Source organism: Bacillus sp. 05T21 (assembly GCF_056396785.1).
In genome coordinates this window covers 1-13827 of sequence record NZ_JBFTMD010000040.1, presented here as the reverse complement: position 1 = coordinate 13827, position 13827 = coordinate 1, and the positions used below count along the sequence as shown (strand labels likewise).

7 protein-coding genes and 3 pseudogenes are annotated in these 13827 nt (G+C 33.6%); 2 read left to right on the top strand and 8 right to left on the bottom strand.

Annotated features, from left to right (window positions below; genetic code table 11):
• Positions 1-52: 52 nt before the first annotated feature.
• Positions 53-339 (top strand): annotated as a pseudogene (locus AC1DKZ_RS30360) (Tn3 family transposase); the annotation flags it as partial.
• Positions 340-510: 171 nt separating this feature from the next.
• Here the strand turns inward: AC1DKZ_RS30360 and AC1DKZ_RS30355 are convergent.
• The 3 genes from AC1DKZ_RS30355 to AC1DKZ_RS30345 form a co-directional block, all read right to left on the bottom strand.
• Positions 511-3258 (bottom strand): M4 family metallopeptidase, encoded by a 2748-nt coding sequence (locus AC1DKZ_RS30355; RefSeq protein WP_476997751.1) that lies wholly within the window; start codon positions 3256-3258, stop codon positions 511-513.
• Between the two features lie 253 nt (positions 3259-3511).
• Positions 3512-5296, bottom strand: a complete 1785-nt coding sequence (locus tag AC1DKZ_RS30350; RefSeq protein WP_476997750.1) for an S-layer homology domain-containing protein — start codon at positions 5294-5296, stop codon at positions 3512-3514.
• Between the two features lie 207 nt (positions 5297-5503).
• Positions 5504-7117, bottom strand: a complete 1614-nt coding sequence (locus AC1DKZ_RS30345; protein WP_044441112.1) for an S-layer homology domain-containing protein — start codon at positions 7115-7117, stop codon at positions 5504-5506.
• Positions 7118-7696: 579 nt separating this feature from the next.
• Here AC1DKZ_RS30345 and AC1DKZ_RS30340 point away from each other — a divergent pair.
• A complete protein-coding gene (locus AC1DKZ_RS30340; RefSeq protein WP_476997753.1) occupies positions 7697-8347 on the top strand; it encodes an IS6 family transposase in 651 nt (216 codons plus the stop codon).
• Positions 8348-8456: 109 nt separating this feature from the next.
• Here the strand turns inward: AC1DKZ_RS30340 and AC1DKZ_RS30335 are convergent, their stop codons facing one another.
• The 5 genes and pseudogenes from AC1DKZ_RS30335 to AC1DKZ_RS30315 form a co-directional block, all read right to left on the bottom strand.
• Positions 8457-9626, bottom strand: coding sequence for a DUF4046 domain-containing protein (locus AC1DKZ_RS30335; RefSeq protein ID WP_476997749.1), 1170 nt, complete (start codon positions 9624-9626; stop codon positions 8457-8459).
• Between the two features lie 468 nt (positions 9627-10094).
• Positions 10095-10278, bottom strand: a pseudogene (locus tag AC1DKZ_RS30330) (hypothetical protein).
• 724 nt (positions 10279-11002) lie between these two features.
• Positions 11003-12349 carry a SpaA isopeptide-forming pilin-related protein gene (locus tag AC1DKZ_RS30325; protein WP_476997748.1) on the bottom strand — a complete coding sequence of 449 codons (1347 nt, stop codon included), beginning with the start codon at positions 12347-12349 and terminating at the stop codon, positions 11003-11005.
• A 553-nt stretch (positions 12350-12902) separates the two neighbouring features.
• A pseudogene (locus AC1DKZ_RS30320) lies at positions 12903-13115 on the bottom strand (IS4 family transposase); the annotation flags it as partial.
• A 204-nt stretch (positions 13116-13319) separates the two neighbouring features.
• A partial coding sequence (locus tag AC1DKZ_RS30315; RefSeq protein ID WP_476997747.1) for an RNA-guided endonuclease TnpB family protein occupies positions 13320-13827 on the bottom strand: 508 nt, incomplete at its 5' end.

Here is a 13827-nt window from a genome sequence, read left to right as displayed (position 1 = left end):
TGCTTAAATAAAGGAGCAGCAAAATATAATGTTGCTTGAGATGCATTTTTAATTAGGAGAAATTCTTGATTGTTCTTATGAGGATCAATTACATAGAGCAAGTGGTTTACAACTTCTGATTTCAGCTATTATATTATGAAATACAGTATATATATCACAGCGGTTGATGCTTTGCATGCAAAAGGAGTGGACATTCCCGAAGAATATGTACAACATATATCTCCATTTGGATGGGAACATATTACGTTAACAGGTGATTATGTTTGGAACTTAAACCAAAAAACAAATTTCAATAATTTAAGACCATTACGAGATAAAAAGTCTATAAAAAATCGGTAAAATAAATAACCAGTTCCTTAACGTACAGGGAACCGGTTAAAATGTGTCGAAACGTACAATTTTCTTTTTTTGATAAGGTGACCTCATGCCCATCAAGTTAATATTTTTGCACCAGAACCATAAAAAGCACCTTCAATATTTGAAGGTGCTTTTTAATGCAATAAGTTACTATTATTTTAATACCTTTCTAAATTTACGACCAAAAGAAAGAACCATACCTGCAAGAACCATCAATACACCCATTGCTGCACTGTTATTTGTACTTGCACCCGTTTTTGGAAGCTCTTTATATGTATCTTCTTTTTTGTCAGTAGTACTATTGTTTGAGATATTACTGTTACCAGTATCAGAGGCATTGCTGTTGTTAGTACCAGTACTGCCATTATCAGAACTGTTATCGTTGTCTGAACCATTATTTCTGTTATTAGAACCGTTACCATTGTCCTTATCTTTCACAACTACTTTTTGTATTGTAGTTACCTCATTACCTGCGGAATCTTTGACACTATATATTACTTCATAAGTACCGGCTTTAGATGTATCAACAGTTCCTTCATGCGTTACTTTAGAAGTAAGGTCACCGCCTTCTTTATCAGTAGCTGATACACCTGCCATTGAGGAGAATTGATTACCCTCAATAATTGTTGTTTCAGCAGGTACTTTTAGTACTGGTTTTTCATCTTTAACTTCTTCTTCAGCTTTAACCGTTACTGTTTGTTTCGCAGTTACTTCATGACCTTTAGTGTCTGTAACTGTGTAAGTTAATACGTAAGTACCGGCCTTAGATGTATCTACCTTACCATCAACTGTTACTTTAGAAGTAAGGTCACCGTCTTCTTTATTAGTAGCTGATACTCCTGCCATTGGGTCGAATGAATCTCCTACATTAATTGTTGCTCCAACAGGCACTGTTAATTTAGGTTCCATATCTGGAGTTTCTCCATTTTCCTCTACAATTACAGTCTGTGTAGCCGTTGCATTAACCCCTTGGGAATCGACAACCGAGTACTCCACAATGTAGTTACCTGGTTTAGAAGTATCTACATCGCCTTTATGTTTTACTCTATATGTTAAATCACCATCTTCTTTATCAACAGCTTTTACGCCTCTCATCGGGTCGAACGTATCACCTACATGTAGTGTAGTTGTAAACGGGACAGTTAACTCCGGCACTTGTTTTTCCACAGCTTTTTCTTTTTCTTCCACTGTTACCTTAATTTTTGCTGCATCAAAAGCTTCTTGGACTGCTTGAGCTTCAGCCGAGTTCGCGCCATATTTATTTGTTGCAACTCGAAGGCATGCTGATCTCAATTCAAAGAAATCAGAAGTCATGTTTAGTTCATCAGTGTTTGCATAATAAAAAATATCAAACATTTTATCCTCGCCAATACCTTTTACAGTTACACCGTTATGAGTGCCACCTTTTGCAATTAAATATGCAACTTTATTAATAATACTTGAGTTGAAATGAACGCCTCCATCATCCTCTCCATTTAAATTAGTATATTTACTATAATCATCTGGATATGGTACTCCATTTGAATAATTGATTGAAGATGGATTTTTCATATCACGTAAAACTAATCCAGTTTGTTCTCCTATTGTCCAGTTAAAATTCCCATTGTTTATATATTTCTCAATAGCCGTCCCCATAATATCCGATAACGCCTCGTTAATCGCACCAGATTCTCCGGAATATTCAAGATTGGATTCGCTAGATGTAACCGCATGTGTAAATTCATGTCCCGTTACGTCAAATGCCTTCACCATAGGATCTCCATATACGAGCATACTACTATTATTAATATTAGCACTTAATGCATTTTTCCAATTTTTTGGATCGTTCGTATCCTCAGAATCCCAAGCGTGTACAACTGAAACTACTTTTTGTCCCTTATTATCAAAACTATTACGCTTGTATTTATCTTTATAAAAATCAAATACTTTCGTCGCTAAGTAATGGGCACTTACCGCTTTTGGATCATTAAATGTTGTTGAAGTGCTAGTTGCTAGTGTGCCAGGATAATAGCTTTCCTCTTTAGTAATATCTCTGTAATTCACATCATATGTTTCAATTCCTTGCCCCCTTGAATAATCAGCAAGTGCATATTCACCATTACTTTGTTTAGAAATACCAAATGTACGAGATATACCGAAAGCATCGTTTCCTGTTCCAGTTAATGATGCAAGATTGCTTTTTCTACTTTCCTCTAAGGCATCAACAAGCTTCTCACTTGCTTTTAAATCYGAATCTTGTACCATATTTTTTAACATTTCACCATTATGAGCATTCACTAAATAAGTTCCAGATACATATTTTGGTGTTACTGCAGCAAATGTAACCTGGTATGCATTACTGGCTTGTCCATTATTTTCATCAACAAAAATAACTTCCTTTACTTCTGGCTCAGAAATAAACTTGATATCATTCCCGTACTTCGTAAAAATATATTGTTTCGCTTTTTCTTGTGATAGATTAATAGGCTTCTTTAAATCTTCTTGTTTTAAATTTTGCGCACTATCCCCTGAAACACTTTTAATAACACCCTTTTTATCTACGTGTGCAGTCAATTGATACCCATATACTTCTTTTCCTTCATATGTTTGTTGCATACGCACAAGTGTAGTCCCATCATACGAACCGCGTTTTTGAAGAACCTTATAATCTACTCCCATTTCTCCATTCACTTGTTTTGGAGACAAAGCTTGCTCTGTCTTTTCCTTAAGGGCATCTTTTACTACATTCTCTGGTGCCTTTTGTGATGGTTGTGTAAGTTCACCTGTACGGAACGAATCCTCCTGAATTTGAACTTGTAATTGATCTGTTTCCTCTGCATGACCTACTCCATATGGTATTACAGCTGTTAAAGCTAATCCTGTTGTTAATGCAACTGTAGCTGTTCTTTTTTTATTTTTCATCATATTTACCTCGTATCATTTTCTAAAAAATTAAGCTTATAAAAAGGTAACGTCACATGCCTATCAACCTAGCAGAACAAATTGCCCCCAAAACGATAAAAATGAACTTCGGTGCTATAAAAACACAAAATTTTTGTTTAGGGGGCGTTATAAAGTTTTTAAGTTGATATGGGGTATTACCAATTAAATTTTTACGAGCAGTAATACGCCCTTATAATGATGATATAATAAACCACTCAACTTCATTTTCTTTTTATTGATGGGATTGTGCATTTGAAATTGCATTATATAAAAACTGTGCATACTGTTCACGTGTTACGTTCATATCCGGAGCAAATTTCCCTTCTCCAACTCCTACTGCAATATGGTTCGATTGCACGGCACTAATCGCATCTTTTGCCCATGAATTTGCTGGAACATCGTTGAAATTATGTGGCGCCTTTACATCTAATCTAAACGCTTTCTTAATAACTTGTGCCATTTCTGCACGTGTTAATGTAGCTTTCGGTCTAAAGTTTCCTTGATCATCTCCTTGGAAAATTCCTAACTTAGTTAAAGCTAATATTTCCTCAGGAAACATTGTTGAATTTCCATCGATATCTCTGTATGGATTTTCATATTTATCTTGTTTTTCTATATACAAAGTACGGTAAATTAATGCAGCTACTTGTTCACGTGTTACATTATCACACATACCAAATATCCCATTTCCATAACCTGCAATAATTCCTTTATTCGCTAAATCATGAATTGCATGAAATGCCCAGTGTTCTTGTGGGACATCCTTAAATGTAGTTCTATTTACTCCTGCATCGATTTGCAAATCATTTTTTATTACATCCCAAAGTGGATTATCTTGACGCTTTGGTTGCCCCTCTTCATCCCATTTTATTTTTTCTGTTCCTAATTCATAATTCATTCCTGTCCAAGTATCTTCACGGAATGCATAGAATGATTTATGCCATCCTTTCTGATTGAATATAGAAATTAAGTCTTGCATGTATTGAGGTGCTCCAGGAACGGTACGATTAATTCCAAATTCCTCAGCAATGATTCGATTAGATGGTACATGATTTTCCTGAGACCAATTTTGAACAGGCTGTAAGAATGTATTTAATCCATCTTTATCCCACATCATAGGTGTTTCTAAATCTCCTACTTTTACAATTCCAGGATATTGATACTCTTTATTTTGATTTTCACGTTGACTTGTTAATTGATATGGCTCATACATATGAAATGCATACAATGTCTTATTATCTTTAACTGGTTTAAGATATTTAAAAGCCCAAGGTGTGGCATATAGACCTGAATCTAAAATAATAGGTGTTTCTTTATCTACTTCACGAATTGAAGTAACAACTTTTTGATAAAATTCATTTAAATCAGCTGGGGTTCCCTTCACTTTTGAATACCATTTCTCATAATCTTCCGTCCAAAAATCATTATATCTATTTTTCTTAGATGTTTCTGGATGTGGTTCATTGATAATGTTGTAACCAACCACAGCTGGATGATCTTTCAATTCAAACGCAAGGTCCTTCCAAAATTGGCTTGCTTGTTCTTGATATTTCTCTTCTTCCCAAATTCTATCATCATTCTGATTATTGTTAAATTGACGCCAACGATCACCAGGTAATGAAAGCATTGTAAGTACAACTTTAATTCCTTGTGATTGTGCARCATCTAAATCTGCTTTCAATTTTGCTACATCCTCTTCCACCAATCTTTGATAATTATCTGCATTACCGATAAGAAAATCTTTTCCTGATGTATCTGGTTTGTCTTCAAATAAGAAATCCTTATCTTTTGCCCATTTATCAGGTGCTAAACGAACATATTCAATATGAGCTTCCTTTGCACTTTTGTAGTTCTCAGGTAATGAAGTGCTATTCATAAAATTAGTACCTGTTCTTTTAGAATTCCAAAAATCCATTTTGGAACCTGCACTTTTGTATGTCTCAGCTTTCACATTCATTTCTTGTATCCCTAAGCTCATCATGCCTATTAATGCGACTATCGGTATGATTTTTTTCATAACTTCTCCCTCTTTCCATGTCAGTTTCTTATTATAAAATAAATCACTTATGTTACAGGAAAGTGACAATTTCAAAAAAATTAATTTATCAGCATTGGCAGGTAAAGAGGGAGAAGACACAAAAACAGGCTGTGGAGAAAGTCTTCTTCACAGCCTGAGAACAAGTTATATATCCAAATATGACTTGTTCCTTTCACTATTTAGTTTTTATCGTTTGTTATAGTTGATATAACTAGGGTCATTATAAACCCACTGATTCGTTTCAATTCTTAGCCAACCATTCTTTTCTTCATATACTGTAACTTTTTCACCTTTACTTGCCTTTCTAACAATAGAGTAGTTTGAACCTGCTCCACTTCGAATATTTACTCCAATACCATTGATTTCAGCCGTTCCAATTACATTTTGAACACTACCAGTTTCAATTACTTGAAGCATGTTTAGAATGAATGATGCTGTTTCACCACGAGTTGTTGTTCCTTTAGGGTCATATTGATTGTCACCCTTACCTTTTACAATACCTAGTCCATACAATCTTTGTACGTCTTCTTTATAGATAATTTTGTCTTTGTCTGAGAATGGTAAGTTTGCAACTGGCCCCCATAGACCTTTATACTGTAAAGCCTTGTTTACAATAATTGCTGATTCTTCTCTTGTAATAGGTGTGTTTGGGTCAAAATAACCGTCACCTCTACCTGCAATGATACCTGCACTTGCAGTGCGTTTAATACCATCTCGCAAAGTTGAGTTTGCATCGTTTAGGTCTTTAAATGAAATATCTCCAGCGGGCAAGTTTAGAGATTTAGAGATTAATTGAGCAAATTCGGCTCTTGTTACCGCTCTATTAGGTGCGAAAACACCGTTTCCTTCCCCTGCCATAATACCCCTTCTATTTAGCTCTCGAATAGCCGGCTCATACCAACCTCCAGTAATGTCGTCTTTTGGTTGATAAAGATTATTATAATACCCTCCAGCACCATTTACGAATGCATCCCATTGTCCATTATTAATCATGTTAGCAGGACAATTTTTACCGCTCCACCTTTGATGTTTTACGATGTTATTTAACGGTACACCAGTTTCTTTCATTAAATAAGCTACAAGTTTCTTAGCGTTATCTACTGCTTTACTGTAGTTACCATCGCTGTTAACCGCGATTTCAATTGCAATAGACTCTCTATTACCCGGGCCATTACCGTCTCCTGCGTGCCACCCGTTTTCGTTTAATGGTAAGTGTTGATAAATCTCTTTATCGTCCACTGTAAAGTGCCATGATGCAGCTCGGTCTGTGTTCCCTACTGCTTGGTTATATAGGTATTGAGCGTGGTTCCTAGCACCTGCTCCTACACTTGTATTATCAGTCTCATGAATTGTAATGTACTTTGGACTCATGTAGTTTTGAGGACGAATATTATCGTTACCTGCTGGAACAATCCATTCAGTGAATGGAACACCGTTTATTGTACTAGAGATGCTAGGTGATGCGGAAGACAGACTACGTTTTGTTCTGTTTGAATTGTTAGGAACAGTTAATGTACCTGTTTCTTCATGAATACCTTCTGAACGTTGAAGACTGTCTGCTTTCTTATTATCGACAGTACCTCCACCACGTCCGTCTACCTCTTCAAAACTAGCTTCAATACTTTTTAGAGCCTGTTCATCTGATGTTTGAAGTTGGTCTGTTTTACTTTGTTCCTGAACGCTTGTAGGTTGCTTATTGTTTACTGATTGTTGTTCCTCTGCAAACGATACCAATGGTGAAGATAATACCGTTAATCCTGCCGTGAATGCTACTACTTTTTTATTAAATTTAATGTTCATTTCTAACTTGGTATATCTCTCCATCTTAATAGATATACCTTCCTCCTTATACCTCTTTTAATGTGAATAATAGTGTGAATAATAGTGAGAATAGTAGTGAGAATAATGGTAGTCTGAATCCCAAGAATAACGATTTAATTTTTCATTCCATATAATCAACCAAAATCTATAGTTTCTCCTACATATTCCAGTGTTATAACATAACACTAGGGCTCCTCCCACTACTAAGACAAAAGAAAACCCAACATAGATTTTTCTTTTGTCTTAGTAATTGGAACGTTTCAATCAGAAACCGAAGAGAATGATAGAGACTTATATTGTTCTCCTTTGCGATTTCAACCATACCATACATGATGGCACTCCCTCTAGTACATTTGCAAAAATATAGAATAAATAAGCTTATAATAACAAAAACTCAAAATATATATCAAGCATTTTTTTGAAAATAGCATTTTTGTTACCTTTTCGTAACTACTATAGGCATATATATATATGTTATTATTTATAAACTTTTGCAAAACAGAATGAGGAGAATGATAAAAGGGATATTTTAAAGGAAAACAGTTCAAACAAGATGTTATTTTGGTAGCCGTCGGCTACTACTATCGTTTTTCTTTAAGTTATCGAGATGTATCTGAAATTTTGAAAGAACGTGGTAAATCGGTCCATCCCACTACCATCATGCGATGGGTTCATGAACATGGAAATCTCATTTATCAGATTTGGAAAAAGAAAAACAAATCTGTGCAGCTGTCTTGGTACCTGGATGAAACCTATATCAAAGTGAAAGGCGAATGGCGTTATCTCTATCGAGCAATTGATAAAGATGGACACACATTGGATATTCAGCTTCGCAAAAAACGAGATCATCAAGCGGCTTATGCCTTTATGAAAAGACTAGTAAAAACATTAGGAGAAGCAACGGTTCTCACAACAGACAAGACTCCCGCGTTACTTTGCGCGTTCAATAAATTGGGAGAGCAAGACTTTTATAAGTATACCATTCATTGCACAATCAAGCATTTGAATAATCTCATCGAACAGGATCATAGACATATCAAGCGACGTTTTTCCAAATCCGCAGGATTTCAAAGTCTTCGCCATGCTTCACGTACCTTGAAAAGCATCAAAACTATTCATGCCCTATATAAACAAAAACGAAGTTTGCAACAACCAAACTTCGTTTTTTCGACGTACAATGAATTAAAGAAACTATTCAAAGTTGCATAAACTCTACCTACTAAATTAGGATTTTTTTGTTTATATAAAAACTTTGCAACAGAGCCCGTAAAAGAAAGATTTAGTTTCATTTATGTTAAACTTTCATATTTTTTATAAATTAATTAGGATATAGTTCACTTAACATAGTATGTGGGTTCCTATTCCAAAATCTATCTAATGGGGTTCTTAACCCTTGATTAATTATCCACCTTCTACTATATACCCTTGTTAGTTCTTCATTAGTTAATTTTTCTTTTTCCTCTATCGTCCATTTCAATGCTTCCAATGCTTTCTCCTTTGTCCAAAATCCACGAGGGGCTCTATTTAATTCCCATTCTTTAAATTTCCCTGGATACAACTCGTGAAGCATGGCATATGGACTATTTTTCCAAAATCTCTCTAATGGAGTTATTAACCTTTGATTAATCATCCATCTTCTACTATAGACCTTTGTAAGTTCTTCATTAGTTAACTTTTCTTTTTCCTCTATCGTCCATTTTAATGCGCCCAGTGCCTTTTTCTTTGTCCAGTAGTTTTTAGGTGTTTTCTGGAATTCCCACTCTTTAAAACATCCAGGATATAACTCATTTATCATACTAAATGGACTATCATTCCAATATCTCTCCAATGGGGTCCTTAAGCCTATTTCTGAAAACCAAATTACACTAATTTTTTTTCTTATCTCCTCATTATTCATTTGTTTTCTTTCCTCTATCGTCCATTTTAATGCTTCCAACGCTTTTTTTCTTGTCCATAAACGACTAGGAGTTTTTTTAAACTCCCATTCCTTAAAATGGTCTGGATATAATTCATTTATCATTATGTAAGGACTACCTCCCCAAAAAATTTGGCAAGGCGAACTCAAATTATGATTAGATAACCACCGAACGTTATAAACCTCCAATAGTTTATTATCTGTTAACCTTTCTTTTTTTTCTATCGTCCATTTTAACGCTTTCAATGCCTTTTCCTTTGTCCAATAGTTCCTAGGTGTCATTTGAAATTCCCATTCTTTAAAACAATTCGGATAAGCATCATTTATCATTACATATGGGCTATCATGATATTTAACGCTAAGTAAACCACCTAATTTATATTTAATAATTAATTGGGATTTCCAACTCTTAAGAATTGTTTCTTTATCCCACTTTAAAACTTTTTCTATAAGATACTTGATTACACGTTTTGCTAGATTATTATCTTGATCATCACTCCATGTACCTTTGGGAAATCTKTTCCTTTTACCGTCCAATATCTCTTGGTATATCTCTTCTATTTTTATTACCATTACAACCCTTTTCTCTCTTTCTATAGTGATTTTTACAGTAAACGAGATAAAAATCACCAGCAATTACAAATTTATTTCTAAGCAATAATCCACCTATATTTTAAGTGCTAATAGGTGAATTTTGTTCATAATTAATATATATAATTGAACACTAATCCCCCCTCGATAAGGGGGAATAAGGGGCTCAACCCATCAAGTTAACATTTTGAAGTTCCCCTTTAACGAAAATTCTGTGTTTTTTATAGAAACGAAGTTTATTTTTATCGTTTTGGGGGCAACCTGTTCTGTTAGGTTGATGGGCATGGGGTACAGCCATAATTACACACACAGAAAAAGAATCCCTTATGATTTCTGGGATTCTATTTCTTGTTTAAAGTTTTTTCAGACAAATGATTTGTACATCAATTTATCTTTGATATACAGATTATTTGTCTGATAATTCCTATAAATAATTGCGGAGTAATAAACTTACATAAATGCTTTTAAAAGTTCTTGAACCAATGGAATTGCTCCACCTATGAATTTTAAAACTGCCATTGCGATTTCCATAATCATTTCCTCCTTTTTAATATTATGATGTAGTGAATCTTATACTCTCATTATATTAAGTGTATTAACTAATATCAATACATTTTAATATGCAATATTTCATCTTAAAATCATGCTTAATACTTTTATAATATAATAGGTAAATTCTACATCATTTTTCGATATACTAAACAGCTAATGAATACATAAAAAAGGAAGAGAATTTTATGTATTCATAGGGATCACTATATGGGGTTTAAATCTAAACTTTCTTTAAAAAGATATTATGATTTTTATTAGGAGGGATAAAATTCACAACGGAAAATGACTGGTTGCTAAAAAGGATATTTTCGTATTTGTAAGAGCAACAAAAAGAACTTGTAGGAATCACTACAAGCTCTTTTTCAGATAATGTATAAAAGGTGAATCAAAATATCTCATTACTCGTAACGGGGAAACCATCTTACATATGGCTTGATTTTATTATATAACAAATATTAACATGTGGAGTTTTAATATTTGAAAATTATGTGAATTAAGAAATGAGTAAGGTCATAGAGGTGTTTGTTTCTAAAAGTCTCAATTGTTCATTTTGTGCAAAACACTTTAAAACAATATCTATATCATAATAAATTATGATAAGTGTAAGAATAGGCAAATAGAGAAGAATGGGGACTATTTCTTATATGCCAAAAAATGTTTAGGTATATCATATAGTTTTTTCATAATTACATCCATTGCAAGCGTTTTCATTTATGGGGATTGTTATAATCTACATTTTTCACAAAATATTTCTTAGCATATTTAACTTTAAGCATTGGTAACAAAATCCTTATTGTTTATAGTTTTTAACTATGATTTTTTCCTATTTTTAATATATAGATTCCTAAAATAACAAGTCCTAGTCCTACAAACGGGACAGTTGGAAACTTCGTTCCTGTTGATGGCAGGTGATGCTTTTCCTTACTTGCAAGATCATTTTCCATTGTGTGCTCTTTACTTTGTATATCATAAGATTGTTTAGCACTTTCATATGTAGCATCTACTTTTTTAATTTCCAGGCCACTTGTTATTTTTTGATTCTTTATTTCTATTTCTGCTATCTCGCCAGTTTTTACTTCCATTTTTTTTATTGTAGGATCAAGTACATAACCCTCTGGAGCCTGAATTTCTTTTACAATATACGTACCAGTAGGAAGTTTATTTAATGTAGCACTCCCATTCTCAGTTGTAGTGATTTCTTGTCTAAAATCCCCATTTTCACTTACAACCTCAAACACTGCCCCTTTTAAAGCCTCTCTATTTTCTCCTACCTTCATAATTTTTAACGCCCCTAAAAACTCCCATTTTACTACTATATCTGTACTGCTTTTTTCACTCATTCTTGGTAATAAAGCAGTTGTATTTTGAATCCTTTGTTGGCCATCAAAGGTAACTGCTTGTAAGCTCTGCAATTTTGCATTTACTCTTATCTTGAAATTTCCACTTGTTGCATTTTTGGGAATCATAACTTTAAATTTTTCCTCTATAGAGAATTCATTCTTTTTTTCACCTTGTTCATTTATAATTTTAGCTCCTTCTGGTGCACCCTCCATTTGAACTGAGTATACTCCAGATACTGAATTTGATTGAACTCTATATAAATTTGTTTCAAAATATTCCCCATTCTGCTCTACAGTTTGTTTTCCAGTAGGTATTACGTTCAAATATGTTTCCTGAACTTCAGTACCTTTAGAAGCTTTTTCTACCAATTGTTTTACAAGGTTATATACCTGTTGGTTTTCTGGCTTTGAATCGGCAATTTCAATTTTTTTAGATGCAATCCAGATAGCTAGTTGAGTTGCATAGTAGGCCTCCTCTTTTGTAGAAACCCCTAATTCAGCCGGCGTTTTTTGAGGATATCCATAAAGTAAGACACGATATACAAAATCATTATCTCTTCCAATTTCAGGGAGATCATCTCCGTTAGGTGAATTCAGATCAGGTGATAAACAATACGCAATATCTTTTGATGACGTCCTTAGTAAGTCTGCCTTTATCTTTACTTTAGTATCTTTGAATTTAATATAATTCCAGTTCATTTGAAACTTTTCTTGATGTATTATCTCGGCTGCTGCTTGTGGAATAGAAACCCCTAGCAATATAATGATTAAACTTATAATTCCAAACCATATTGTTAACATCCTACGTTTCATTTCATTCCCACCATTCATCAAATTTTCAGAAAAAACATTACATGCTGATTGTATTTGCTGTAAAAGAATATTAGTTTGATTATTCAGAAACTTGTAGGTGTAAAAAATGATTGTGTTATAATTTCATATTTTCTTATAATCGTTATCGTTTAATCGGAATTACAATATTTATTAAAGGCACTACTTACTTAACTAAATGTACGGGCGTAAATATTATTCTATACTATTAAAAACTAACTCAATAAATCTATTTTTAGAATTTAAATCTATGTATTTAAAAATAAATACACTTAACAATCCACCTATTAAATGAATGTTTTTTTATTCAATTCACCTTCACAAAACACAAGTCTGTATTTTCGTAGAATTTAGATAAATTTCGCATTTATTATATTCAGAGAATACATGGATTGCAATTCTTTTTTTATGTTATGATATTTTGTTTATTGATTCTTGTACAAGAATATACTTCTCAAAAGTAAAATAATTTTAATCCTTTTTCATTCCCTTAGCTGTTTATATACATTCATGGATAGAATGAAAATCATATATACGCATGTGCGTTGTAACTTAGAAGGTGAATTTTGATTCCGGCTGTTTGGGCACATCCTCGAGAGCCTGGATATACATTCTCTAAAGCATTTGGTACTTAAAATACGTTGGCATCTAGGATACGAATCCGTTGAAAATAAAAGAAGAGATGGTTAGAGATTTGTGTTTGTTCACATACTTTTTGTTGTAACCAAGTTCTTTTTAAGGTTAATACACGGGACAATCAAACTGTTTCAACAGAAACATAAGGGACACTATTTGATGCCCGGTCCGACAATTTCATTATATAACAAATATTAACAATTAAAGATTTTAATTTTGGAAATTATGTGAATAATCGAACTACCCCCACTTTCACTTCGTTTAGAAGTGAAAGTGGGGGATTTCTAAGTAAAGAGTTCTATCGAACTCTAATTTATTAAGCTATCTCCGCAGTCCTTGCGGGTAGAAGCCTTATCGCTTCATTCTTTAGATTGATACTTGCGTTAATATCCCTATTATGATGTGTACCACAAGCAGGACAATCCCATTTACGTAGGTTTAGATTTTTAACGTCTTTGTTTTGATATCCACAAAAAGAACATAATTGGCTTGAAGCAAATGTTTTCGATACGACAATGACTTGTTTACCGTACCATGTTGCTTTATATTCCAACATGGTTCGAAACTGTGACCATGATACCTCACTAATCGCTTTTGCCAACTTATGATTATGTAACATATTCGATACTTGCAAAACTTCTATACCGATAACATCGTGGTTTTTGATGATTTCAGTCGAGATTTTGTCCAAGTAATCTTTTCTAGCATTCGTCATGTATTCATGAATTCTAGCTACTTTTACTCGTTGTTTATTCCAGCGAGAAGATCCTTTCGTTCTTCTAGAAAGAACACGCTGTGCTTTTGCCAACTTCTCTACTAATGAT